Source organism: Rhodoferax antarcticus ANT.BR, assembly GCF_001938565.1.
GTDB classification, from domain to species: Bacteria; Pseudomonadota; Gammaproteobacteria; order Burkholderiales; family Burkholderiaceae_C; genus Rhodoferax; species Rhodoferax antarcticus.
This window is the reverse complement of record NZ_MSYM01000013.1, coordinates 983,047-1,008,195: the sequence shown is the minus strand read 5'-3', so window position 1 is coordinate 1,008,195 and position 25,149 is coordinate 983,047. Positions and strand designations below refer to the sequence as shown.

Genomic DNA, 25,149 nt, shown 5'->3' with positions numbered 1-25,149 from the left:
CGCAACAATCGCGCTTGTTACAAATTTGGTGGAGCGTAGTATGGCCGCAATTTCCCGTGTTGACAAAATTCTGGTGGTAGATGACGACGCGCGCATTCGCGACTTGCTGCGCCGCTACCTCACGCAGGAGGGCTTTGAGGTGCTGCTGGCCGAAGACGGCCGCGCCCTAACCCGCGTGCTGGGGCGCGAGCCGGTTGACTTGATCGTGCTAGACCTGATGATGCCCGGCGAAGATGGCCTGTCGGTGTGCCGGCGCCTGCGCGGTGCCAATGACCGCACGCCGATCATCATGCTGACCGCCAAGGGCGAGGACATTGACCGCATCGTCGGGCTGGAGGTGGGCGCTGATGACTACCTTGGCAAGCCCTTCAACCCACGCGAGCTGCTGGCACGTATCCACGCGGTGTTGCGCAGGCGCCCACCGGCCGAGGTGCCGGGCTCGCCCTCGGCGGACAAAGCGGTGGTCAAGTTCGGCCCCTTCTGCTTTGACATGGGTGCACGCACTTTGCACAAAAACGACGAGGAACTGGCCTTGACGACCGGCGAATTTGCCATGCTCAAGGCCTTGGTGCGCCACCCTCGTCAGCCGCTGTCACGCGAGAAACTGGCCCAGCTCGCCCGTGGGCGTGACTTTGAGCCTTTTGACCGCAGCCTGGACGTGCAGGTGTCACGCCTGCGCAAGCTCGTCGAGCAAGATGCTGTGGCGCCGCGTTACATCCAGACCGTCTGGGGTGTGGGTTACGTGTTCATTCCTGACGACAGTGAGTGACCTGACCATGCCTGCACCGCTGGATGACAGCGGGCAGCCCAAAGCCAAGCTTGGCATCAGCCTGTTTTGGCGCACTTTTTTCCTGCTCGGTTTGCTGCTGGTGGGCAGCGCCATCGCCTGGACGCAAACCCTGCAGGAGATGGAGCTGGAGCCGCGCACGGTTCAGACGGCCAACCAGATCGCCTCGGTGGTGAATCTGAGCCGAGCGGCGGTGATGCACGCAGACGCCATTGCCCGCGTGTCACTCTTCAAAACCATGAAAGACCAGGAGCAACTGATCATTCGCCCGCGCGAGCCCAAGGACGTGTTTGAACCGCTGGCCAAAAGCACCCTGAACAGCCGCATGGTTGGGCAACTGCAGTCACGGCTAGGGCTTGATACGGTAGTGGCCGACAGCGTCAATCAACAGCCTGGCCTATGGATCGGTTTTTCCATCGACAGGGACCAGTATTGGCTGCAAACCGACCGCAACCGTTTTGAGCAGCCCAGCGGCAGAATTTGGACCATCTGGCTGCTCACCGCGGTAGCCCTGTCGCTGGCCGGTGCAGCCGGTATTGCCCGCCTGATCAACCGCCCGCTGAAAGACCTGTCGAGGGCTGCCAGCCGGGTACATGAGGGCGACTTTCAGGCCACAGCACTCGATGAAACGGTAGCCACGCAAGAGATCCGGGCGGTCAACTTTGGTTTCAACCGCATGACGCGCAAACTGGCGCAGATCGAGCAGGACCGCATGGTGATGCTCGCCGGTATCTCGCATGACCTGCGCACGCCGCTGGCCCGGCTGCGCCTGGAAACAGAGATGAGCGTGCCCGACCCTCAGGCACGCGACGCGATGGCTGGCGATATCGCCCAACTCGATGCCATCATTGGCAAATTTCTCGACTACGCGCGCCCGGGCGACGTGCGGCTTTACCCGGTGTCACTCAATGACATGGTCGAAGCCTGCCTGGAGCCGCTGCGCAAGCGACCTGACCTTGTCTTTAAGGTGGCGCTGCAAGACCGACTGATGGTGCTGGCCGACCCGGTAGAGTTGCAACGGGCATTGGACAACCTGCTGGAGAACGCGGCGCGCTATGGCAAGTCAGACGGGGTGGAGGTAACCCGCGTGGATATTTCGGCCCGCGCGTCTACCAACAAAGTGCTGCTGCGTCTGCGCGACCATGGTGTCGGCGTGCCTGCCGACCAGCTCAAGCAGCTCACCGCGCCCTTTTTTCGCGGCGAGTCAGCGCGCACGGCGGCCAACAGCACCGGTCTCGGGCTGACGATTGTGGAGCAGATCATCTTGCGCATGGGCGGCAGCTTTGACCTAAGCATCGCCAGCGGTGGCGGCTTATGCGCCAACATTGCGCTGCAGCGGGCCCCTGGTGGGTTGCCTGAAGGCGTGGCCTTACAGCAACCGATCGATGGTTAGCAGCGCCAGCACACGCATGCCCCAGCGGCTCAGCCAGCTACTGCCCGGCTCGACCGAGTAGATGGTGGGCGGCGTTTCGGTGCCATCTTGGCCCGACTGCCACTCCAGCTCGCCGCTTTCCGACAGTTGAACGCGGCACGACTGGCCCGGAATCTGCGTCTCAAAAGCCTGCTCAATCTGCCGCGCCAGCCGCGGGTTGTCGATAACCACACCGAGCTCGGTAGTGAGCAGCGCCGAGCGCGGGTCGAAATTGAACGAACCGACAAAAGCATGCGTACCGTCGGCGGCAAAGGTTTTGGCGTGCAGGCTGGAGCCTGAACTGCCCAGCGGATTCAGCCGTGCGTGCCTGCTGGGTGGCGCCAGGCGCTGCATTTCGTGTAACTCCGCGCCGTGTTGCAGCATTGCCTTGCGGTGCTTTGCGTAACCCGCGTGCACCAGCAGCCCGGCGCGCTTGGCCTGGCCCAGGCCTTTCAGCGGGTCGTCGCTGACCAGCGTGGTGCGCGACCATTCCATGTTCAGTTTCTGTTCCAGCAAATGCTGGATAAAAGGCGTGTCGCGCACGGCCTGCATGTAGGCCTGGGTTGCATCGGACGCCTCAACACGCGTGGCCTCAGTGCCTAGCGCTTGCAGCTCGGCCGGCCCCACGGCGGACACGATGACCTGCGCCGGGTACGCCGACGCACTAGCCCAGTGACGGTCAAAGTTATGCGACACCTCGGGCACGACAGCGCCCACAACCAATACGTCCAGATCGCTGAACAGCACGCCATCGGTGGCGCCAAAATACTCGTCGCCCACATTGCGTCCACCCACAATCGTCGCTTGGTTGTCTGCGGTGAATGACTTGTTGTGCATGCGCCGGTTGGCGCGGCCAAAGTCCGTCAGATAACCCAGCGGCTTGGGCTTGCGCACCACGAAGGGATTAAACAGCCGCACTTCAATCTGCGGGTGCAGCGCAAGCGCCGCCAGCATGCCATCCAGCCCCGATGTGCCGCCGACGTCCAGCAACAGACGCACGCGCACGCCCCGGTCGGCAGCACCCACCAACGCTTGCAGCAGGAGCGTGCCGCTCTGGTCACCGCGCCAGATGTAGTACTGCACGTCTAGGCTGCGCCCAGCGGTGTGCGCCAGCAGCATGCGCGCGGCAAAGGCTGCTAGCGGATCTGACAGCGGATGAATGCCGCTTTGGCCGGGGTGCAGCAGCAACTGCGGCGCAGCGGACTGGCCCAGAGAGGTTTGCGCGGCTTGCGCAGGCTCCAAAGCGTGGGACACAGCGCGGTCTGGCATCGCCGGCAACGCGCAGCCAGCCAACAGCAGAGCGCACAACCCTATGTAGAGAATGTGAATAGCGGTGTCTCCAAAATGCCCCGGTATCGGCGTTGAAACAGCCCCCCGCGGGGGCGCGGCGGCGATCAGCTACACAACGCGTGCGAGTGTATTTAGCGTCGGGCCTTGATCGTCGTCTTATTGGCTGTCGTCAGAACAAGCGCACCGGTCTCGTCGATACGGTAGCTTTTGACTGTGGGCAACAGATCAAGCAGTTTGCGCTCCTGATTCATCAGCGCTTCGGGGCAGGCCATCATCGTCGTTCCAGCAGGCGCAATGGTCAGGCGCTTGCCATCCGACTGGTAGCTTCCAAGAATGCGGTTGCAGGTGGCGCTTGCGGCAAGGTCTTGCAAGGTCAGGCAAGAGCCATGCTCATCAAAACATGGGCTGGCTTGCCCCTATCTGTGATAAACACCGGCCCCTTGTTTGCGGCCCGCTTTGCTCCGCTGGCGGATCGGTTGAACCCTCGGCTTGAAACGGTTGTGATGGTCATGTCAATGCCTCGCACAACTAGATTTTGTAAATATGTTGATACATTGACAATTCAAAGGTCAGTGTGCTGAAAACGGCTTAACCCGCATCACCACCGGCGCAAACCCGTGATTCAACGGCCCACTCCCCTGCCCGGTTTTCACGGATGCCCCGGCCAGCAAGGCTGATCGCACAAAAGAGCGCGCCTGCTGTACCGCCTCGGCCAGCGTCAGCCCCAGCGCCAGGTGCGCGGCAATGGCACTTGACAAGGTGCAACCGGTGCCGTGGGTGTTGAAGCTGTGGATGCGCGGGGCTTGCATCCACAGGGGCTCGGCGTCGGTTGCCAGCAGCAAGTCCACCACCTCATTGCCCGGCAAATGGCCGCCTTTGACCAGCACCGCGCGTGCGCCCATGCCCAGCAGCGTTTGCGCGGCTTGGTGCATGTCTTGCAGCGTGTGCAAAGGCTGACCAACCAGCAGCCCAGCTTCGTCCAGATTGGGGGTAATGACGGCCGCACGTGGAAACAATTCGGCCACCAGCACGCCAATCGCCTCGTCGGTGATCAGTTTGGCGCCGCTGGTGGCCACCATCACCGGGTCAAACACCACATGCGGCAAGGCGTGCCGTGCCACCGCCTGCGCCACCGTTCGCACAATCTTAGGAGAGTGCAACATGCCGATCTTGACCGCGTCGACGCCAATGTCGTCGACCACCGCGTCAATCTGGTCGCGCAGCATCTCGGGCGGCACGCCGTGGATGGCGCGCACGCCGCAGGTGTTTTGCGCAGTAATGGCGGTCATGGCGGTCATGCCAAAACAGCCCAGCGCGGCAAAGGTTTTCAGGTCAGCCTGAATGCCGGCACCGCCACCGCTGTCGGAGCCGGCAATACTCAAGACGCAAGGGTATTGGTGAGTGAGTTCAATAATCATAGTAGTCAGCGCTTATTCTGTAAGGGCTAGAGGGCTAAAAGATATAAAAAATAAGAGACCGGAGTCTGGTCTGATGGTGGCAGCAATGGCCTGATTTCTAGTCCAAGGCCTACAAGCAACCGCAGCCATCGCTTGGCAAGGGCTGCGCGAAAAGCGCTCGAAAAGACTGCGCCGCAGCACGCGGGTCATCCGCCGAACAAAGAGCACTCACCACCGCCAGGCCGTGGGCGCCAGCATCCAGCACATCTGCTGCGTTATGCAAGTCAATGCCGCCGATTGCGTATTCCGGTGATCGTGACCGATGATTCCGGCATCGTGACCGGTCATTCCGGTCGAGCGTGACCGATGGTTGATGCCAGCAAATCACAGTGCAGCGGGAATTGTAGATTTTTGCAGTTTGGGGTGTCTGTCCCCGGTTTGCTGGCTTGGTCTTGGGAGTTTTTGACTTCTTTTCAAACGGCTGTTTGGCAAGCGCAAGCGCGTCAGGCCGAAGGCGCAACCCTTGTGGGTAAGTGGGGTGGGAGAGGTGGGGATGTGGGCAAGCTGGGCGTTTTGCAAGCTTGTCCACATCTCCACGTCGACCCCCCACTTATCCATCAAGCAGAACGGGCGCGGCGCTGCTGCACCCGGTATGAATGACGTTACGCAGTAACGTTGTCCAACACGATGGGCAGGCACTTGTCGTAGTACTGGTTGACCGCATTGGGCAACTCAGACATGGCATCAAGGCGTTGAATCACCGCGCGTTGGGCCTGTATCAGCAAGCTCTGCAGCAGCGCGCGCTGCGTTACACCGTAACAAAGCGCCAAACGTTCCAAGGCACATTTGGCATGCAGATCAATCATCAGGTTCAGACGCAGATCCAACACATCCGCGCTTTTGAGATGGCGCGCCCGATAGGCCGCTTGTCGCTGTGCATTACTCATCGCCATGACTGACTCCAGAGGTTATGGTGTTACTGCGTAACGACTTTGAGTGCTGTTGGGTGCTCGCCATCACACCACCTCACCATGGGCTGTGGCAGCGACGTTGGCCACTGCAGTGCATTTCTGCTCTGACTTCGCTCCCACACTGCGCAGCGACTTCTCCCCCTTGAGCGTGATCCGGTGCGTGCGCTCAAGCAGCCGATCGAGCATCGCGTCCGCAATCGTCACATCACCAATCCAGCCATGCCAATGCTCTACCGGCAATTGACTGGTGATGATCGTGCCCCGGTGGGCCGCCCGGTCATCAATCACCTCCAGCAAATCCGCCCGGGTACTGGCATCGAGTGTCGCCAGGGCCCAATCGTCCAGAATCAGCACGTCCGTCTTAGCCAACTGCAACAACCACTTGCCAAAGCTGCCCGCACCGTGGAGCACCCGCAACTCTTCAGCCAATCGGGGCGTGCGCAGGTAAGTGACGCTGTGACCACGCCGACACGCATACTGCCCCAGCGCACAAGCCAGCCAGGTCTTACCGCTGCCGGTGGCCCCGGTGATGATCACCGTGTGGCCGGTCTTGACCCAGTCACCCAGGGCCAAACTGGTGATCTGACTGCGCTCGATACCGCGTCCGGTGCGGGTATCGATATCCTCTATGGCGGCCTGCGGATACTTCAGGTGCGCCAGACTCAGCAGCCGGGTACGCCTGCGGTCATCGCGACTGGCGCTCTCCTGCTGCACCAGCAGGCCCAAGCGTTCCTCAAAGCTTAAGGCGCTCATGCTGGGTTGGGCCATCTGCGCCTGCAAGGCATCGGCCATGCCACTGAGTTTGAGGCTGCGCAATTGGGTCAGGGTTTGTTGGGTCATCATGATGTGGGGGCTCTGGATTGGAGCAATGTTTGGGGTTGGGGTTGGGCTAGCTGAATTGACAGCGTTCATTGGTAATACCCCGCGCCTCTGACGTGGTCATGCGCCGGACTGACCCACTGCTGGGTCACCGTCGGCAAGACCCGATCGCGCCCGCTGGCCAAGATGTCTTTGACATGCCGGTATCTGCAGGTGCCCAGGCTCAGCGCCAGAGCGCACGCCGCTTCCAGGCGGTCTTTGCCGTAGCGCTTGCTCAAGCCCAGCAGCCCAAGACAGGAGCGGTAGCCTTGCTCGGGGTGTTTGAATTGTTCGAGCAACTTCTGAATCAGGCCACCGGTGGCCACCCCAATGGACAGACCCCAGTCAATGAGCCGCTGTGGGCTCCAGTCCCGGTGAGCCAGGTGCGCCGCTGGCATGTGTGCATCCACCGTCGTAAAGTGCCCAGCCTTGTCACTGCGGGCGTGGGCGGCCACGCGCTGGCTGCGGTATAGCAGTTCGATGCAATTTTTGGTGATGCGTGCGTCCAGACTTTGCCCGACCAATGGGTGGGGCACGCTGTAGTAGTGGCGATCCACTTCAACGTGGTAGTCAATATGCACGCGTACCGTCTTGAAGCTGGCCATCTCGTAGCGTTGCTGGGGTAGGGCCTGCATGGCCGGGGCATCGACTTCGGTGAAGACGCTCAGGCGTGAGCCGGGCAGCTTTTGAAAGGGTCGAGCATTCAGATCAGTCAGCAGCGGCGCAATAGCCCGGTTGACTTCGGCCACGCTGGCAAACACCCTACGGCGCAGTCTGGCCATGATCCAGCGCTCCACCACTTGCACTGCCGACTCGGCTTTGGCCTTGTCTTGTGGGGAAAGCGGACGCGCGGGCAGCACAGTCAGGCCGTAGTGGCTGGCAAAGTCGAGCACGCTGTCATTGACGCGTGGCTCATAGCGATCAGGCACAGCGATGACGGCGCGTGGGTTATCGGGCACGATCAAGGCGCAGACACAGCCCATGTAGTGCAGCGCACCGGTCATGCCCTCAATCCAGTCTGCGGTCTTCTCAGCCGGGGTGGCCAAGGCGAAGGTGTAGCCTGAGGCGCCCACGCTTGAGACAAAGATGTGGGCCCGCCTGCCATCGCTCATGCCAATGGTGGGGCCGGCAAAGTCGACGAACAGTTTCTCGCCGGCTTTGTGGACTTGGCGCATGGAGCGCTTGAGGGTTTTGGCCCAGCGCCGGTAGTTCTCGCAGTATTGGGAATACTGGTGGGTGCGCTCATGCAGGTGGTTGGCCTGGTGTTCTTGCCACAGCAGCATCAGGGTCATGCCTTTGCGGCTGAGCTCGCGGTGCATTTGGGCGTAGTCGGGTTGTACAAAGGGGCCGCTGCTGGGGATGGGGCCTTCACACAGGGTGTCATCGCGGGTGTTGCTGCCGTTTGCGTCGTCACTGCCGTTACTGCCGTTACAGACCTGCGCAGCGGCACGTTCAATGGCGCTTGGACTGGCTTTGGGTTTTACGTGCAGGAGTCTCGTTTGCAGTTCGAGCTCCGTCATGGCGGCAATCTGCGCCCAATCAAGGGCGGCTGCTTTGGCCAGCGTGACGTATTTGGCGACAACGCCTTTAGAGATATTGAGGGCTCGGGCGGTGCGTTCAAGCGAGTGTCCGAGTTCGAGTTTGTAGCGTAAGGCTTCTTTGATCATGCGCATCTTCATGGGTTGGGTCGGCATCGGGGTTCCTGGTTGGAGCCCGCGAGACTAGCCCGGGTGGATGAGGGTTTGCGCTGTGATCTGCCGTGCAGTCAACTACCGGTCACGATCGCCGCAATGGCCGGTCACGAGATCGGAATCATCGGTCACGATACCGGAATCCCGATTTCATGCTCCTGAAATGATATCGGTCACGATCACCGGAATCACCGGTCACGCTCGACCGGAATACCCACCGATGGCCACTAGCGGCAAATCAGTCATGGTACGCACCTGGCGCAAACCCGCCAGCCCCCAGGGCGGCGCGGTGTCGGTTTTCGTCGGCGTGGCAAATACCGGGCTGACACCCAGATAGTCCACCGGCTCTACAGCGGCGCGCCGCACATCATCGGGCGACTCGACCGACAGGCCAATGAACACTTCGGGCGCCAGCAACTGGCGGGCCTGCGCTGCCGGCATGTCAGATTGGCCCAAATGCACACCCCGCGCGCCGCAGGCCAGGGCTACGTCGATGCGGTCGTTGATCACCAGCGGCACGCGGTAGGGTTTCAGCAGCGCGTTCAAGGCACAAGCCAGGGCCACAAAATCTCGCGTGCTGGCGGTTTTTTCTACGCAACTGCACACAGGTCACGCCGCCCTGCACTGCCTGCAGCACCACATCGGTGAGGCTGCGCCCGCGCAAAGCCTGCTGGTCGGTGACCAGGTACAGGCGCAGCGCGTCACGCAAATCAATGGTCATGATCGCCCCCACTGCGGCACACACCACGACGCATCTGGCAACAAGCTGGGCGCTGGGGAAGAACACCACTGCAATGTGGCGCGACTTGCGGGCACCAAAAAGTCAGCCATCACGCCGATACCGCCAACTTCAGACGTTGCTCAAACGTGGCCTGATCCAGCAGCTGCAGCTGGTCCAGCAGCGCGATCTGCAGGCTGCCCACGCCTTTGCCTTGCGCCATGACCTGTTCGGTGGCGACCTCGCCCACCACACCCAGATAGGCCATGGCTGACAGCGTGGCGCGCCAGGCGTCGGGTTGCACCGCGCAAAACGCGCCCACCAACGCGCTGGCCGAGCAGCCCACGCCGGTGATGCGCGTCATCCACTCATGGCCGTTGGAAAGACTTGCGTGGCGGCCGCTGGCGTCCAGCACATGGTCGACCTCACCGCTGACGCACACCACACCACCGGTTTTGGCCGCCAGCGCGCGCGCCGGTTGCAGCGAGTCAGCCACATCCGCGCCGCTGTCCACGCCGCGCGTCTGCACGGCGACACCCGCCACACTCATGATTTCCGAGGCATTGCCGCGAATCACCGACGGGTTAGCCTGCGCCAGCAGCGCTGCAATACTCTGATTTCTATAGCTGGTAGCGCCCGCGCCTACTGGGTCGAGCACGGTTTTGATGCCTCGCTTTTCAGCCACCGACAGGGCCTGACGCATGCTCTCGATCCAGTACGGCTCCAGCGTGCCAATGTTGAGCACCAGCGCCTGCGCGATGGCGGCCATGCCGCAAACCTCTTCATGCGCATGCGCCATCACCGGTGAGGCACCCATGGCCAGCAGACAGTTGGCGTTGTAGTTCATCACCACCAGATTGGTGATGGAATGCACCAGCGGGCGCTGGCTGCGCACGGCCAGCACGTCGGCCCAGAGGTCAGAAGCTTGAAGTTGATGAGTCACAAACAGATCCCACAAAGACACAGGTTTCAGGGTGATCTGGATGGCACAAGCCCGGCACGCTTGTAAACGCTTTCCTACGCTGGCACGACCCAGATCAGGTTCTAAGAGTATTTCTCAGCCACCACAACCGGGCGGCACCTCTAGCGGGGGGGATTATGACCGATGCATCGGTGTACAAAACGAGCCAACGGGCTCAGGCAGCTGCTGGCTCCAGCACCCGCCAGACGGTTTTGCCTTTGCTGTCTTTGTCGATCTGTTTGAGCACCGCTTCATGGGCGGCCAGTTCCTGCTCGTTGGCAGTCAGAACCGGCAATTTGAAGACGCGCAGATCCATCAGTGGGGCACCATTGCCTGCTGCATCGTTGGCCGAGCTGTCGTCCATCAGCAGCACGTTTTGCCCGCGCGTGAGGTTGATGAACACGTCGGCCAGCAGCTCGGCATCAAGCAGCGCGCCGTGCAGGGTGCGCCCGGAGTTATCCACCTCCAGCCGGTCGCACAGGGCATCGAGCGAATTGCGTTTGCCGGGGTACAACTCTTTGGCCATGACCAGCGTGTCGGTCACGCTGGCCACCACCGCTTGCACCGTGGAGTAGCCCAACTGGGCAAACTCCATATTCAGAAAACCCAGGTCAAACGGTGCGTTGTGTATGACCACATCAGCCCCCTGCAGATAGGCCAGCAGGTCGTCCGCCACTTCTGCAAACTTGGGCTTGTCCTTCAGAAACTCGCTGGTGATGCCGTGCACCTTCAGCGCTTCTTCGTGGCTGTCGCGCCCAGGGTTCACATACAGGTGACGGTTGTTGCCGGTGAGCTTGCGGTTGACCATCTCCACGCAGCCGATCTCAATGATGCGGTCGCCGTTGTCGGCAGACAGGCCAGTGGTTTCGGTGTCGAGGAAGATTTGGCGCATGGCAGGGATGATGGTTGGCAGAGCTTTTGAACAACTGGCCAGCGAAAACCGCGTCAGGCTAGGCGCCGCGCGCAACCGGGTTCAATACCCGGTGAGCACGGCAACGACGCATGGCGCTGTTTCTCGCTGGTTCAGTGGTTTTCTTTGGCGTGGTTGACGGTGTACTTGGGTATCTCAATCACCAAGTCTTTTTGCGTCAGTATCGCCTGGCAGCTCAGGCGCGACTTGGGTTGCAGACCCCAGGCGCGGTCGAGCAGGTCATCTTCCTCTTCTTCAGAAGGCGCCAGCGCCTCAAAACCAACTTTGACGATGACGTGGCAGGTGGTGCAGGCGCAGCTCATCTCGCAGGCATGCTCGATGTTGATGTGGTTGTCCAGCAGCGCCTCACAGATCGAGGTGCCCGCTGGGGCCGATATCTCGGCGCCCTCTGGGCAGTATTCGGCATTGGGCAGGATTTTGATGGTGGGCATGGCGGTTTCAGGTCAACTCAAAGACGTCAGACGGTTTCGATATTTTTGCCAGACAGCGCGCGCTGAATGCCACGGTTCATGCGCAGCGCGGCAAAGGCTTCGGTGCCCTTGGCCAGCATGGCGGTGATGGCTTCAATGGCGGCGGGGTCTTCGAGGTCGCAGGCGGCGCGCACCTGGCGCATAAGCTGCTCGATCTCGCCGCGCTGGGCGGCATCGAGCAGGTCGCCATCGGCGGCCAGCGCGCTCTGCGCCGCCAGAATCATGCGGTCGGCATCGACACGGGCTTCAACCACGGCGCGCACAAACATGTCGCTCTCAGCAGAAGTAAAGCTTTCCTGCAGCATGCGGGTGATCAACTCATCACCCAGGCCATACGAGGGCTTGACGGTGATATGCGCCTCAACCCCGCTGACCTGCTCCAGCGCAGACACGCTCAACAGACCGTCGGCATCGACGGTAAAGGTCACCCGGATGCGGGCTGCGCCAGCTGCCATTGGCGGAATGCCGCGCAGGGTGAAGCGCGCCAGACTGCGGCAGTCAGACACCAGATCACGCTCACCCTGCACCACGTGCAGGGCCAAAGCGGTCTGGCCGTCGATGTAAGTGGTGAAGTCTTGTGCCTTGGCGGTAGGAATGGTTTCGTTGCGCAACACAATGCGCTCCACCAGGCCGCCCATGGTTTCCACGCCCAGAGACAGCGGAATCACATCCAGCAGCAACAGATCGCTGGCGGGGTTGTTGCCAGCCAGTTGGTTCGCCTGAATGCAAGCACCGAGGGCCACGACTTCGTCAGGGTTGAGGTTATTCAGCGGCGCATGACCAAAGAACTCGCCCACCGCACGCTGAATCTGCGGCATGCGGGTGGAGCCGCCCACCATCACCACGCCTTTGACCTCTTCGACGCTGAGTTTGGCATCGCGCAGCGCCTTGCGTACCGCGCTCAGAGAGCGTGCGGTCAAGGCAGTGGTAGCAGCGTCAAAGTCTGAACGCTTTACGTCAAAAGTGACTCTAGCCCCCGTCAATAGGGCGTCGAAAGCTACAACATCACTAGCAGTCAAGGCTTCTTTGCAGGCGCGGGCTGCGGCTTTCAGCGCGGCTTTGTCGGTAGGACTACGGATGTTCGAGACATCGTAGTTGGCACAACTGGTAGCGCACTGGGGCTCAACGCCCAGATTACTGCACGCACTGGTAGCGCCGCCCGATTGCTCAGCCATTTGCGTCAACACCCAGTCGGCCAGCGCGTGGTCGTAATCGTCGCCACCCAAGGCGGAGTCACCACCTGTAGCTACCACCTCAAACACGCCTTGCGTCAGGCGCAGGATGGAGATATCAAAGGTGCCGCCACCCAGATCGTAAATTGCGTAAACGCCTTCAGCGGCGTTGTCCAGGCCGTAGGCAATGGCCGCAGCGGTGGGCTCATTGATCAGGCGCAGCACATTCAGTCCGGCGAGCTGTGCCGCGTCTTTGGTGGCCTGGCGCTGGGCCTCGTCGAAATAGGCGGGCACGGTGATGACTGCACCGTACAGGTCGTCGTTAAAGGTGTCTTCAGCGCGGTAGCGCAGCGTGGCCAGAATGTCACCACTCACTTCCACCGGAGACTTTTCGCCCTGCACGGTTTGCAGGCCGAGCATGCCGGGGTGGTCCACGAACTGGTACGGCAGCTTGCCTGCCAGCGCCACATCTTTCAAGCCACGACCCATGAAGCGCTTAACCGAGGCAATTGTGTTCACCGGGTCAGCCACACCGTCGGCCACCGCGTCCCAGCCAATCTGGCGACCGCCACCGCTGAGGTAGCGCACCACAGAAGGCAAGATCACCCTGCCCTCACTGTCAGGCAAACATTCGGCAACGCCGCTGCGCACAGAGGCCACCAGAGAATGCGTGGTGCCCAGGTCAATGCCCACGGCAATGCGCCGCTGGTGCGGATCAGGCGTCTGGCCTGGTTCAGAGATTTGGAGTAACGCCATGGTTCTTAAAAAGTTTCAATCTGGTCGAGTCGGGTGTTGACGTCGTCTTCAAAACGCTCGACAAACATCAGCGCACGAACCTGCTCCACTGCCTCGTCAAAGGCGTGTTGCAGGTCAATCAGGCGCTCTATATTTTCGAGCATGCCACGCCGTGCCAGCTGAACTTGTTGGCTGATTTGCTGAATATCTTCAGCACTCTTTGCCTCATCAAGCTCTTCACGCCACTGCATTTGCTGCATCAAAAATGCCGCAGGCATGGCGGTGTTGTTTTCGGCATTGACCGGCGCGCCATTGAGTTCACACAAATACGCAGCGCGCTTAAGCGGATCTTTGAGGCGCTGATAAGCCTCGTTGACGCGCACCGACCATTGCATGGCCACGCGCTGCGCGGCGGCATCCTGGCCGGCGAACTTGTCAGGGTGCACCTCGCGCTGCAGGTCTTTCCAGCGCGCATCGAGCTGCGCACGGTCTTGCGCGAAGCGCTGCGTCAGCTCAAACAGCTCAAAGTCGTCAGACTGGATAGATTTCAATTTGAACAGTCCTTTTCGTGATTTAAAGCGTAGCGAGCGGCTGTCAGGCTAGGCGCACGGCGCACAGAAACCGGAACGTACTTCAAGTACGTGAGGATTTCGAGCACTGTGCAACGACGCATGGCAGCCGCGCAGTAGCTTTAAACACGAAAAGACTCGCCGCAGCCGCAACGGTCTCTCTCTTTGGGATTGTTGAACTTGAAGCCCTCGTTCAAGCCCTCGCGCGCAAAGTCCAGCTCGGTGCCATCCAGATAAACAAAGCTCTTCGGGTCAACGATCACTTTGACGCCTGGGGCCTCTAACACCATGTCTTCATCTTCTACAGAGTCCACATATTCCAGGGTGTAGGCCATGCCTGAGCAGCCGGTGGTTTTGACCCCGAGGCGCACACCCACCCCTTGCCCACGTTTGGCGAGGTAGCGGGCGAGCTGCGCAACGGCCCTGTCAGTGAGCGATATAGGCATGATGTCTTGAAGTTTCTGATTCAGATCAACGCCCCGGCCAGGTTCGGCCAGGGGTTGCAAGGGAAATTAAGCGGTTTGAGCGTCAGTGTGTTTCTGGCGGTAGTCATTGACCGCTGCCTTGATGGCGTCTTCCGCCAAAATCGAACAGTGGATTTTGACAGGTGGCAGAGCCAATTCTTCGGCAATCTCGCTATTTTTAAGCGCGGCCGCCTGGTCCAGCGTCTTGCCCTTGACCCATTCGGTGACGAGTGAGCTTGACGCAATCGCTGAGCCGCAACCGTAGGTCTTAAAACGGGCGTCTTCAATCACGCCGGTCTCAGCGTTGACCCTGATCTGCAACTTCATCACGTCGCCGCAAGCGGGTGCACCCACCATACCGGTTCCAACGCTATCGTCGCCCTTGTCGAATGAGCCCACATTGCGGGGGTTTTCATAATGATCAACAACTTTTTCAGAATATGCCATGGTGTTTCTCCTTTAGTGAGCAGCCCATTGGATGGTGCTGATATCGATACCGTCTTTGTACATATCCCACAAGGGGCTGAGTTCGCGCAGTTTCGCCACGTTGACCTTGATGGTGTCCACGGCGTAGTCAATTTCGGCCTCGGTGGTCCAGCGGCCAATCGTCATGCGCAGGCTGCTATGGGCCAACTCGTCGCTGCGGCCCAGGGCGCGCAGCACATAGCTCGGCTCAAGAGACGCTGAAGTACAAGCCGAGCCACTGGACACCGCCAACCCTTTGATACCCATGATGAGCGACTCGCCCTCAACATAGTTGAAACTCATGTTCAGGTTATGCGGCACACGTTTTGTGAGGTGGCCGTTAACGAAAACCTGTTCCACATCTTTCAGACCCGCCAGCATGCGGTCATGCAGCGCCTGGATTCGGACGTTCTCAGCGGTCATTTCTTCCTTGGCAATGCGGTAGGCCTCGCCCATGCCCACACACTGGTGCGTGGGCAGAGTGCCTGAGCGCATGCCGCGCTCATGACCGCCGCCGTGCATTTGCGCCTCGATGCGGATGCGTGGCTTGCGCCGTACAAACAGGGCACCAATGCCTTTGGGGCCGTAGGTTTTGTGCGAGGTCAGGCTCATCAAATCAACCGGCATCTTGCTCAAATCGAACGCCACACGGCCAGTGGCTTGCGCTGCGTCCACATGGAAGATCACGCCCTGGGCGCGGCAGATGGCGCCAAGGGCTTCAATGTCCTGAATCACGCCAATCTCGTTGTTGACAAACATGACGCTGGCCAGAATGGTGTCCGGGCGAATGGCGGCTTTGAAAACCTCCAGGTCAACCAGACCATCGGCTTGCACATCAAGGTAAGTCACCTCGAAGCCTTGGCGCTCCAACTCACGGCAGGTGTCGAGCACGGCTTTGTGCTCGGTTTTCACGGTGATGATGTGCTTGCCTTTGGATTGGTAAAAGTGCGCCGCACCTTTCAAGGCCAGGTTGTTGGACTCGGTGGCGCCGCTGGTCCAGACGATCTCACGTGGGTCTGCCCCAATCAGGTCAGCCACCTGGCCTCTGGCCTTTTCAACCGCGGCTTCAGCCTCCCAGCCCCAGGCATGGCTGCGGGATGCTGGGTTGCCGAAGTGCGCGCGTAGCCAAGGAATCATCGCGTCCACCACGCGCTGATCGCACGGGTTGGTGGCGCTGTAATCCATATAAATCGGGAAATGTGGGGTGGTGTCCATATCTGTGTCTTTTGAAGGAAAAGAGGTCAAACTTAAATCTTGGAAAACGCGTTGCCAAGCGCAAACACTGAGTTGGGCGCGTTCACCCGCATTGGCTTGATCGGCATGCTGGAAATGGCGCGCTTGACCGAGGGCTTTTCTTCCATCTGGAAGCCTTTGGCCAGCTGCTCATCAACGAGCTTTTGCAAACTGACCGAATCCAGAAATTCGACCATTTTGACGTTGAGCGAATCCCACAGGTCATGCGTCATGCAGCGATGGCCTTCGCCCAGACAATTGCCTTTGCCGCCACACTGGGTGGCGTCCATGGGCTCGTCGACCGAGGTGATGATTTCGGCAATGGTGATGTCATCAGCGGCTTTGGCCAGGGTGTAGCCGCCGCCAGGGCCTCGGGTGGACTCCACCAACGCATGTCGGCGAAGCTTACCAAACAGCTGCTCCAGATACGACAGGGAAATTTGCTGGCGCTGACTGATGGCTGCCAGCGTGACCGGCCCACCTGCCTGACGCAGGCCCAGATCAATCATCGCGGTGACCGCAAAACGGCCTTTGGTGGTAAGACGCATGGCAAGCTCCTGACATTCGGTTAACAACAAGTCGACTGCTTTGCCGACTAACTAAGTCAAGTATACCAAAAACCTAGTGCATTAGTCGGATAAGTAGACTGATCGGTAATTTAGTAAGGTTATTCCAATGCTGACTCATTATTCATAGCACCTTACGCTTTATCTAAAAGGGCTGGACGCCATTTTTCTATGTATGCACCGGTACGATTGTGGTCATGTTGTCAGTGCCCGGCGCACCAAAAGCCTGCTCTTTCAGGATAGCCAGCTGGTCTCGCACCCGCGCAGCTTTCTCAAATTCGAGGTTGCGGGCGTGTTCCATCATGAGTTTTTCCAGGCGCTTGATCTCGCGTGAGATGTCTTTCTCGCTCATGTCTTCCACCTGCGCTCGTTGCATCGCGTCGCGCTCCAGCTTTTCAGCCTCTTTGCCGGCCTTTTCGCTGTAAACGCCGTCAATCAGGTCACGCACTTCCTTGATGATGCTGCGCGGCGTGATGCCATGCACCAGGTTGTGCGCCACCTGTTTGGCGCGGCGGCGCTGGGTTTCACCAATGGCACGTTCCATTGAATTGGTGATCTTGTCGGCGTACAGAATCGCCCTGCCCTCCAGGTTGCGGGCGGCGCGGCCAATGGTCTGAATCAACGAGCGCTCCGAGCGCAAAAAACCTTCCTTGTCAGCGTCAAGAATCGCCACCAGCGAGACTTCCGGAATATCCAGGCCTTCACGCAGCAGGTTGATGCCCACCAACACGTCAAAAGTGCCCAGGCGCAGGTCACGCAAAATTTCGACCCGCTCGACGGTGTCAATGTCGCTGTGCAGGTAACGCACCTTGACACCGTTGTCGCTCAAATAGTCGGTGAGCTGCTCGGCCATGCGTTTGGTCAGGGTGGTGATCAACACCCGCTCATGTTTGTCCACACGGATGCGAATCTCCTGCAACACGTCATCCACCTGGCTGGTAGCGGGGCGCACTTCCACCTCGGGGTCGACCAGGCCAGTGGGGCGCACCAGTTGTTCAACGACCTTTCCAGAATGGTCTTTTTCCCACTGCGCGGGCGTGGCAGAGACAAAAATCGCCTGGCGCATGCGGGCTTCGAACTCTTCAAACTTCAGTGGCCGGTTGTCCAGCGCGCTGGGTAGCCTGAAACCGTACTCCACCAGCGTGGTTTTACGCGAGCGGTCGCCGTTGAACATGCCGCCAAACTGGCCAATCAGCACATGCGACTCGTCCAAAAACATCACTGCGTCTTTGGGCAAATAGTCGGTCAGCGTGGCGGGGGGCTCGCCCGGTGCGGCACCGCTCAGATGGCGTGAATAATTTTCGATGCCCTTGCAATGGCCCACCTCGCTGAGCATTTCCAGATCGAACCGGGTACGCTGCTCAATACGCTGCGCCTCTACCAGTTTGCCCTGAGCCACGAACTCCTTGATGCGCCCAGCCAGTTCAATTTTGATAGCTTCCACCGCAGACAGCACCTGCTCGCGCGGGGTCACGTAATGGCTGCTGGGGTAGACGGTGAAGCGTGGAATTTTTTGCCGGATGCGCCCGGTGAGCGGGTCAAACAGCTGCAGCGATTCAATCTCGTCGTCAAACAGCTCCACGCGAATCGCCATTTCAGAATGTTCTGCCGGAAAAATGTCAATGGTGTCGCCGCGCACCCGAAACGCCCCGCGCGAAAAATCCACGTCATTGCGGGTGTACTGCATGCGCACCAGCTGCGCAATCATGTCGCGCTGGCCCATTTTGTCGCCCGCGCGCAGGGTCATTACCATCTTGTGATAGGCCTCGGGCTGGCCAATGCCGTAAATAGCTGACACGGTGGCGACGATCACCACATCGCGCCGCTCCAGCACGCTCTTGGTGCAAGACAGGCGCATCTGCTCGATGTGCTCGTTGATGGCCGAGTCTTTTTCAATGAACAAGTCGCGCTGCGGCACATAGGCCTCGGGCTGGTAGTAGTCGTAATAGCTGACGAAATACTCCACCGCGTTCTTCGGAAAGAACTCGCGGAATTCGCTGTACAGCTGCGCCGCCAGGGTCTTGTTGGGTGCAAAAATAATCGCCGGGCGCCCCAGCCTGGCGATCACATTGGCCATGGTGAAGGTTTTGCCGGAGCCGGTCACACCCAGCAGGGTTTGGAACACCTCGCCGTCTTCCACGCCTTCCACCAGCTGGTTGATGGCTACAGGCTGATCACCCGCAGGCGGGTACGGCTGGTACAGCTCGAATGGCGAGCCGGGAAAACTGACGAAGGTGCCGGTGCGGACCACCTCTGCGTCATCAGCGGGCACGAGTTTCAGTGGGCTCTTGGCGGACATCTTAGAAATTTGCTCAAAAAGTGAAACGCGGATTGTTACCCAAGCGCTAACTGCGCGTCACCTGCCCAGGTTGAGCCGCACGCCCGATAGCGCGCCTGTAGGCTTCGGATGTTTTGAGGGCGGGTGACCAGCACCCAAAGAGTTGCCCTTGCGGTTTGATGAGCCGGTAAAATAATCGGTTGCCCGGCGCTTGCCCGGCTGCTGATCCCCACCCACTCCACAGGACTGCCTCATGTCACTCTTTTCTGCCGTCGAAATGGCCCCGCGCGACCCGATTCTGGGTCTGAACGAGCAATACAACGCCGACACCAACCCCGCCAAGGTCAACTTGGGCGTCGGTGTGTACTTTGACGACAACGGCAAGCTGCCCTTGCTGCAATGCGTGCAGGCGTTCGAGAAAACCATGATGGACAAGCCGACCCCGCGTGGCTACCTGCCCATTGACGGCATTGCCGCTTACGACGCTGCGGTGAAAAACCTGGTGTTTGGCGCTGACAGCGAGCCGGTCAAAAGCGGTCGCGTAGCCACCATCCAGGCCCTGGGCGGCACCGGTGGCCTGAAGATTGGCGCCGACTTTTTGAAGCGTATGAACCCTGACGCCAAGGTGTTGATTTCTGACCCAAGCTGGGAAAACCACCGCGCGCTGTTCACCAACGCCGGTTTCACTGTGGAAAGCTATCGCTACTACAACGCTGAAACCCGTGGTCTTGACTTTGCCGGCATGCTAGACGACCTGAATGCCGCTGCCGCAGGAACCGTGGTGGTGTTGCACGCCTGCTGCCATAACCCCACCGGCTACGACATCACTGCCCAACAGTGGGGCGAAGTTATTGCTGCCGTCAAGGCGAAGAATCTGGTGGCGTTCCTGGACATGGCTTACCAAGGCTTTGGCTACGGCATTACCGAAGATGGCGCTGTCATCGGAAAATTTGTAGCAGCGGGGCTGGACTTTTTCGTCAGCACATCGTTCAGCAAGAGCTTCAGCCTGTACGGCGAACGTGTCGGCGCCTTGTCGGTGCTGTGCGCCAGCAAGGAAGAAGCGGCCCGCGTGCTGAGCCAGCTCAAAATCGTGATCCGCACCAACTACAGCAACCCGCCCACCCATGGCGGCGCGATTGTGGCGGGCGTGCTGGGCAACCCTGAGTTGCACGCGCTGTGGGAAAGTGAACTGGGTGAAATGCGGGTGCGCATCAAAGCTATGCGCCAGAAGCTGGTCGACGGCCTCAAGGCTGCTGGCGTCAAGCAAGACATGAGCTTTATCACGCAACAAATCGGCATGTTCAGCTATTCGGGCTTGTCCAAAGACCAGATGGTGCGCCTGCGCAGCGAGTTTGGCGTGTATGGCACCGACACCGGGCGCATGTGCGTGGCCGCGCTCAACAGCAAGAATATTGACTATGTGTGTGCCTGCATTGCCAAAGTGATCTGATCTTCACACTTATATAAGAAACAGCTGTCCAGCCCTTATTCCACGGGCGCAGGCAGCTATTTTTTTGAGAGTAAAACTGCTGCCCTATGACTAGGCAAACGCTCAATATCATCGGTGCAGGCCGGGTCGGCCAGACGCTAGGGCGCCTGTGGCACGAGGCTAGGGTCTACCAAGTGCAAGCCGTGGTGGCACGCTCGCAGGCCAGCGCAGAACAGGCAGTCGCATTCATCGGCGCTGGCCAGGCGTGTTGTGACCTTGCCGATCTGCCCGCTGCACAGGTTTGGCTGCTGACGGTGCCAGACAGTCAGATTGCCCCGCTGGCCGCAACCCTGGCTGCGTTGCACCCAGCAGCCGCACCTGCCCTGGCTTTCCACTGCAGTGGCGCGCTTACCGCGCAAATCCTCGACCCGTTGCGCGCCCTGGGCTGGCAAACCGCCAGCGCGCACCCCTTGCTAAGTTTTGCCCAGCCTGCACGCGCCTTGGCGCAATTTGCTGGCACGCCCTGTGCGCTGGAAGGCGACGCATCGGCACTGTTCGGGCTAAGCGTAGCCTTTACCCACATCGGTGGCCGCTGCTTCACGCTGGCCGCGCAGGACAAATTGCTTTACCACGCAGGCGCCGTGCTGGCCACCAACTTCATGGCGGTGCTCCAAGACCTGGCCGAGCGCTTGTGGCAACACACTGGCATGCCCGCAGAGTTGGCCCAGCAGATGCGCGCCACCTTGCTGCAAAACGCAGTGAACAACATCGTGGCTCTTGGGCCGCAAGCGTCGCTTACCGGCCCGGCTGCACGAGGTGATTGGGAACTGGTCAACCGGCAGGCTCAAGCGCTGGCTGACTGGAATGCTCAGGCCAGTGCTGCCTATACCGCGCTGAGTCAACTTGCTGGGGAATTGGCTCGCCAAACACGTCAATCATGATTTTGAGAATTGGGCAACTCAAAAAATCCTGACGTGGGCGGTGACTTTAGTCCCATACATTGTGCAGGTTCGCCATTTCCTGAAAGCCCGCCTCCCGCGCCAAGCGACCCGTTTCGGTCGGTCGTCCAACCTCCGTAAGACCAAGCAGCACCGCTAAAATACCGCTCCTAGGGAGAAGCAATAAGTTTTCAATTTACCCAGAGCACGGTATGACCACTCAATGGAAAGACACCTACAAAATTGGCGACACTGAGATAGATAACCAGCATCAAGAACTGTTTCGAAAAATCAACACATTTCTTGAGGCGCAGGGCAAGACCGAACTGGTGGCCTCTGCAATGGGGCTCTACAAATACACACGGGAACACTTCGGGCATGAGGAACAACTCATGCAAAGAGTCGGTTACCCCGGGCTGGTGCCACATGTCGAGCAACACAACGACTTGGTGAACAGGTTGAATGAAATTTCTCAGAGCATCGCCAACGAGACCCTGGTCACTGCCGACCTGGAAAAATTTCTCACAGATTGGTTATTGACCCACATTCGCTCAAGTGACACAAAGCTGGCAGCGTATGTGAAATTGCATGCTGGGGACTAGCAGTCCAACAGGCTGCTAGCTTCAAACCCGCTCTGCAAAGAAGACGGTGGTACTCAGAGACATCACCGCGCGGAATCAGATGGCCCTAACGGCCCAACCGATAGCACCCGCCTCGTGCCGCAAGGGGTAGGTGGTAGCTTCGATTGGGCTGCGCCATGACGGTCGGCCACCAGCGCCTGCCAGCTTTGGTCAAAAGCGTTTCTGCTAAAGCGTTTATCGGGCTGCTGTGCCCCAGACAAAGTACCAGCCTGCAGTCTGTTTTTGCAGGCGAGTGCATGCCGTTTGGAATTGCAGGTTTTCTTTCACAACCTAGTGATTCAACTGATGTTATTTTGAGCCAGTCCTGCTATATTGCACTGCAACATAATCAACCAAAAGGTGGCGGTCATGCTTTACAAACTCTACGAATCCCAGCGCTCGCTGATGGAACCGTTCACCGACTTGGCTGGAATAGCCGCCAAACTGTATGCCAGCCCGACGTCACTGTTTAGCCAGTATCCGATGTCGCAGCGCATCTCGGCCGGTTACGACCTGATGCACCGTCTGGGCAAGGGCTATGAAAAGCCCGAATTTGATCTGCGTACCGCCGATGTTGATGGTGTCGATGTGGCCATCCACGAGCGTATTGAGCTGAAAAAACCGTTTTGCGAACTGCGCCGCTTCAAGCGCTTCAGCGACGACCAGGCCACGCTGGCCAAACTCAAAGACCAGCCGGTGGTGCTGGTCGTGGCGCCGTTGTCGGGGCACTACGCCACGCTGCTGCGCGACACCGTCAAAACCATGCTGAAAGACCATAAGGTCTACATCACCGACTGGACCAACGCGCGGCTGGTGCCGCTGTCTGAGGGCAAATTCCACCTGGACGACTATGTCAACTATGTACAGGAATTTATCCGCCATCTGCAAAAGAGCTATGGAAACTGCCATGTGATGAGCGTTTGCCAGCCCACCGTGCCGGTGCTGGCTGCCGTGTCGCTGATGGCCAGCCGAGGCGAGTTGACCCCTTTAAGTATGGTCATGATGGGCGGCCCGATTGACGCCAGCAAATCACCTACCAAGGTCAACGACCTGGCCACGGACAAGCGCATGAGCTGGTTTGAGAACAATCTGATCTTCAAAGTGCCCGATGGCTTTCCTGGCGTCGGCCGGCGCGTCTACCCTGGCTTTTTGCAGCATTCAGGCTTTGTGGCCATGAACCCCAGCAACCACGCCCGCAGCCACTACGATTATTTTCAGAACCTGATCAAGGGTGACCGCTCCAGCACCGAGTCGCACCGCAAGTTTTACGACGAGTACAACGCAGTGCTCGACATGGACGCGAATTACTACCTGCAAACGATTCAGACCGTGTTCCAGGACTTCAAGCTGGTCAACGGCACCTGGGACGTACGCGGCGTGGACGGCCAGATCGAGCATGTGGCCCCGCAAGACATCAAAACCACCGCCCTGCTGAGCGTGGAAGGTGAGTTGGACGACATCTCCGGCTCGGGTCAGACTGCGGCGGTGCACACCCTCTGCAGTGGCGTGCCCAAAGCCATGCAAGAGCACTATGAAGTGGAAGGCGCTGGCCACTACGGTATTTTTTCCGGACGGCGCTGGCGCGAAATGGTCTACCCGCAGGTCAAGGTCTTCATCCTGCGCTACCAGCCGCAGCCGGCAACCAGCGCGCCTGCCGCGCCCCAAAACGTTGCACGGGTTGCCGCCGAAGCGACACCGGCAGTCAGCCTCGCTGTGGTCGAGGCGCCATCGGTCCCTGCCGCCAAGCCTGAAATCCAAGCCAAAACACCTGCGCCGAAAACGCCCGTGGTGGCCGTTGCCAAAGCGGCTGGCAAAGCCCCCGCCCGCAAAAAGGCCGTACTCCGCAAAGCTTGATGACCAGTCTGGCCGCGCGACTGCTTGCGGCTCTGCCGCAAACCCAGTGCACGCGTTGCGGCTACCCGGACTGCGCCGCCTACGCAATGGCGGTGGCGTGTGGCGAAGCAGCCATCAACCAATGCCCGCCCGGCGGTGCTGAAGGCGTGGCCAAGCTGGCCGCCATCACCGGCCAGCCCGTCGTGGCGCTGAATCCGGCCAACGGCCCGCAAGCGCCGCGCAGCATGATGTTCATCGACGAGGACTGGTGCATTGGCTGCACGCTGTGCATCAAAGCCTGTCCGGTGGACGCGATCATCGGCAGCAACAAGCTGATGCACACCGTGCTGGAAGCCCATTGCACCGGCTGCGCCTTGTGCTTGCCGGTTTGCCCGGTGGATTGCATTCTGGTGGAAAACGCTTCAGGCAACGCTACCGGCTGGGCGGCGTGGTCGCAGGATGCGGCAGAGCAGGCTCGCGATAGCTATGCATTTCATAGCTATCGCGTCAAACGGGACGAGGGCGAGAACGACAATAGGCCTGAAGAAAAAGCGCAGATGAAGTTGGCGGACCTGGAACATCAATCACAGCACACCGATCCGGTTGTGCTGGACAAGAAACGCGCGGTGATTGAAGCGGCTCTGGCCCGGGCCCGGGCCAAGCGCGAAGCTATTGCGGCAAATTCAGGCTGATAGGCGCGCTTCTTCTACGCGCTAACTGCACAAGCAACCAAGCCGCCCCAAAGCAAGAAAACTTTGTATTCACTACCAGCGTTGCGCGGCAGCTCAGGGATTCGGCAACATAGATTGCTTTACTGGCGTTCGCAATGACGGCTGTATTACACGTTAATGCTTAAGCCGCCAGCTTGGCAAACGCCTCAATCACTTCCGACGGTGCCTGCACCATCTCGATCAAAACGCCTTCGCCGCTAATCGGAAACTCATCATTGCTCTTGGGGTGCAAAAAGCAGATGTCAAAGCCCGCTGCACCCTTGCGGATACCACCGGGCGCAAAACGCACGCCCTGCGCAGTAAGCCATTCCACCGCTTTGGGCAAGTCGTCAATCCAGATGCCGACGTGGTTCAGCGGGGTGGCATGCACGGCAGGTTTTTTTTCAATGTCCACCGGCTCCATCAGGTCCACTTCCACCTTGAAGGGGCCTTTGCCCATGGTGCAGATGTCTTCGTCAACGTTTTCGCGCTCGCTCCTGAAGCTGCCGGTCAGCTCCAGGCCCAGCATTTGGACCCACAGTTTTTGCAGGCGCGCCTTGCTGGTGCCACCGATGGCGATTTGCTGGATACCCAGCACCTTGAACGGACGTTGGATCTGACTCATGGGATCTCCTTTTTAAAGTAAATATTA

General features: G+C 59.6%; 27 protein-coding genes, 1 pseudogene and 1 riboswitch. Of the genes and pseudogenes, 7 read left to right on the top strand and 21 right to left on the bottom strand.

Annotated features, from left to right (window positions below):
• The first annotated feature begins 40 nt into the window (after window positions 1–40).
• Complete coding sequence (gene ompR, locus BLL52_RS13525; protein WP_075587105.1) at window positions 41–769, top strand: osmolarity response regulator transcription factor OmpR; 729 nt, start codon at window positions 41–43, stop codon at window positions 767–769.
• A gap of 7 nt (window positions 770–776) precedes the next feature.
• Window positions 777–2,180: a sensor histidine kinase gene (locus tag BLL52_RS13520; protein ID WP_075587272.1), complete on the top strand. Its 1,404-nt coding sequence runs from the start codon at window positions 777–779 to the stop codon at window positions 2,178–2,180.
• Here the strand turns inward: BLL52_RS13520 and BLL52_RS13515 are convergent.
• From BLL52_RS13515 to uvrB, 20 genes and pseudogenes are all read right to left on the bottom strand, one after another.
• Entirely contained in the window at window positions 2,157–3,554 is a 1,398-nt protein-coding gene (locus tag BLL52_RS13515; RefSeq protein WP_420852628.1) for a phospholipase D family protein, read from the bottom strand. The two genes, BLL52_RS13520 and BLL52_RS13515, sit on opposite strands and share 24 nt — an antisense overlap.
• A gap of 65 nt (window positions 3,555–3,619) precedes the next feature.
• Entirely contained in the window at window positions 3,620–3,859 is a 240-nt protein-coding gene (locus BLL52_RS13510) for an META domain-containing protein (RefSeq protein ID WP_075587103.1), read from the bottom strand.
• A 17-nt stretch (window positions 3,860–3,876) separates the two neighbouring features.
• Window positions 3,877–3,999: pseudogene (locus BLL52_RS21470) on the bottom strand (type II toxin-antitoxin system Phd/YefM family antitoxin); the annotation flags it as partial.
• 58 nt (window positions 4,000–4,057) lie between these two features.
• On the bottom strand, window positions 4,058–4,906 hold the full coding sequence (gene thiD, locus BLL52_RS13500) for a bifunctional hydroxymethylpyrimidine kinase/phosphomethylpyrimidine kinase (RefSeq protein WP_075587102.1): 849 nt from the start codon (window positions 4,904–4,906) through the stop codon (window positions 4,058–4,060).
• A gap of 109 nt (window positions 4,907–5,015) precedes the next feature.
• Window positions 5,016–5,273 carry a thiamine phosphate synthase gene (locus BLL52_RS21465; RefSeq protein WP_338065744.1) on the bottom strand — a complete coding sequence of 86 codons (258 nt, stop codon included), beginning with the start codon at window positions 5,271–5,273 and terminating at the stop codon, window positions 5,016–5,018.
• A gap of 274 nt (window positions 5,274–5,547) precedes the next feature.
• The gene (locus BLL52_RS13490) at window positions 5,548–5,838 is read right to left on the bottom strand and encodes a hypothetical protein (protein ID WP_075587100.1); all 291 of its coding nucleotides are present in this window, start codon (window positions 5,836–5,838) and stop codon (window positions 5,548–5,550) included.
• 63 nt (window positions 5,839–5,901) lie between these two features.
• A complete protein-coding gene (istB, locus tag BLL52_RS13485) occupies window positions 5,902–6,699 on the bottom strand; it encodes an IS21-like element helper ATPase IstB (protein ID WP_075587099.1) in 798 nt (265 codons plus the stop codon).
• 65 nt (window positions 6,700–6,764) lie between these two features.
• Complete coding sequence (istA, locus tag BLL52_RS13480; RefSeq protein WP_083633936.1) at window positions 6,765–8,408, bottom strand: IS21 family transposase; 1,644 nt, start codon at window positions 8,406–8,408, stop codon at window positions 6,765–6,767.
• Window positions 8,409–8,600: 192 nt separating this feature from the next.
• Entirely contained in the window at window positions 8,601–8,951 is a 351-nt protein-coding gene (locus BLL52_RS13475; RefSeq protein ID WP_274534894.1) for a thiamine phosphate synthase, read from the bottom strand.
• A complete protein-coding gene (locus BLL52_RS21770) occupies window positions 8,848–9,126 on the bottom strand; it encodes a thiamine phosphate synthase (RefSeq protein ID WP_274534893.1) in 279 nt (92 codons plus the stop codon). Before BLL52_RS21770 ends, BLL52_RS13475 begins: the two co-directional genes overlap by 104 nt.
• A gap of 109 nt (window positions 9,127–9,235) precedes the next feature.
• The gene (gene thiM / locus BLL52_RS13470; RefSeq protein ID WP_075587271.1) at window positions 9,236–10,066 is read right to left on the bottom strand and encodes a hydroxyethylthiazole kinase; all 831 of its coding nucleotides are present in this window, start codon (window positions 10,064–10,066) and stop codon (window positions 9,236–9,238) included.
• 54 nt (window positions 10,067–10,120) lie between these two features.
• Window positions 10,121–10,218: riboswitch (TPP riboswitch) on the bottom strand.
• Window positions 10,219–10,259: 41 nt separating this feature from the next.
• A complete protein-coding gene (gene dnaQ / locus BLL52_RS13465) occupies window positions 10,260–10,976 on the bottom strand; it encodes a DNA polymerase III subunit epsilon (RefSeq protein WP_075587270.1) in 717 nt (238 codons plus the stop codon).
• Between the two features lie 131 nt (window positions 10,977–11,107).
• The gene (gene fdx, locus BLL52_RS13460) at window positions 11,108–11,446 is read right to left on the bottom strand and encodes an ISC system 2Fe-2S type ferredoxin (RefSeq protein ID WP_075587097.1); all 339 of its coding nucleotides are present in this window, start codon (window positions 11,444–11,446) and stop codon (window positions 11,108–11,110) included.
• 26 nt (window positions 11,447–11,472) lie between these two features.
• Window positions 11,473–13,413, bottom strand: coding sequence for a Fe-S protein assembly chaperone HscA (gene hscA, locus BLL52_RS13455; protein WP_075587096.1), 1,941 nt, complete (start codon window positions 13,411–13,413; stop codon window positions 11,473–11,475).
• 5 nt (window positions 13,414–13,418) lie between these two features.
• Entirely contained in the window at window positions 13,419–13,943 is a 525-nt protein-coding gene (hscB, locus tag BLL52_RS13450; RefSeq protein ID WP_075587095.1) for a Fe-S protein assembly co-chaperone HscB, read from the bottom strand.
• Between the two features lie 140 nt (window positions 13,944–14,083).
• Window positions 14,084–14,407, bottom strand: coding sequence for an iron-sulfur cluster assembly protein IscA (gene iscA / locus BLL52_RS13445; protein ID WP_075587269.1), 324 nt, complete (start codon window positions 14,405–14,407; stop codon window positions 14,084–14,086).
• Window positions 14,408–14,473: 66 nt separating this feature from the next.
• Window positions 14,474–14,872, bottom strand: a complete 399-nt coding sequence (gene iscU, locus BLL52_RS13440; protein ID WP_075587094.1) for a Fe-S cluster assembly scaffold IscU — start codon at window positions 14,870–14,872, stop codon at window positions 14,474–14,476.
• Window positions 14,873–14,884: 12 nt separating this feature from the next.
• The gene (locus BLL52_RS13435) at window positions 14,885–16,105 is read right to left on the bottom strand and encodes an IscS subfamily cysteine desulfurase (RefSeq protein WP_075587093.1); all 1,221 of its coding nucleotides are present in this window, start codon (window positions 16,103–16,105) and stop codon (window positions 14,885–14,887) included.
• A 32-nt stretch (window positions 16,106–16,137) separates the two neighbouring features.
• Entirely contained in the window at window positions 16,138–16,671 is a 534-nt protein-coding gene (locus BLL52_RS13430) for a Fe-S cluster assembly transcription factor (RefSeq protein WP_075587092.1), read from the bottom strand.
• Between the two features lie 187 nt (window positions 16,672–16,858).
• Entirely contained in the window at window positions 16,859–18,988 is a 2,130-nt protein-coding gene (gene uvrB / locus BLL52_RS13425) for an excinuclease ABC subunit UvrB (protein ID WP_075587091.1), read from the bottom strand.
• 232 nt (window positions 18,989–19,220) lie between these two features.
• On the opposite strand from uvrB, the gene BLL52_RS13420 reads away from it, so the two are divergent.
• The 5 genes from BLL52_RS13420 (at window position 19,221) to rsxB (ending at window position 24,479) form a co-directional block, all read left to right on the top strand.
• Entirely contained in the window at window positions 19,221–20,417 is a 1,197-nt protein-coding gene (locus BLL52_RS13420; protein WP_075587090.1) for an amino acid aminotransferase, read from the top strand.
• A gap of 86 nt (window positions 20,418–20,503) precedes the next feature.
• On the top strand, window positions 20,504–21,337 hold the full coding sequence (locus BLL52_RS13415; protein WP_075587089.1) for a Rossmann-like and DUF2520 domain-containing protein: 834 nt from the start codon (window positions 20,504–20,506) through the stop codon (window positions 21,335–21,337).
• 209 nt (window positions 21,338–21,546) lie between these two features.
• A complete protein-coding gene (locus tag BLL52_RS13410; protein ID WP_075587088.1) occupies window positions 21,547–21,936 on the top strand; it encodes a bacteriohemerythrin in 390 nt (129 codons plus the stop codon).
• Window positions 21,937–22,323: 387 nt separating this feature from the next.
• On the top strand, window positions 22,324–23,808 hold the full coding sequence (locus BLL52_RS13405; protein ID WP_075587268.1) for a polyhydroxyalkanoate depolymerase: 1,485 nt from the start codon (window positions 22,324–22,326) through the stop codon (window positions 23,806–23,808).
• Window positions 23,808–24,479, top strand: coding sequence for an electron transport complex subunit RsxB (gene rsxB / locus BLL52_RS13400; protein ID WP_075587087.1), 672 nt, complete (start codon window positions 23,808–23,810; stop codon window positions 24,477–24,479). Before BLL52_RS13405 ends, rsxB begins: the two co-directional genes overlap by 1 nt.
• A 160-nt stretch (window positions 24,480–24,639) precedes the next feature.
• Here rsxB and BLL52_RS13395 read toward each other — a convergent pair whose 3' ends face one another.
• Window positions 24,640–25,122 (bottom strand): VOC family protein, encoded by a 483-nt coding sequence (locus BLL52_RS13395; RefSeq protein WP_075587086.1) that lies wholly within the window; start codon window positions 25,120–25,122, stop codon window positions 24,640–24,642.
• Between the last annotated feature and the right edge of the window lie 27 nt (window positions 25,123–25,149).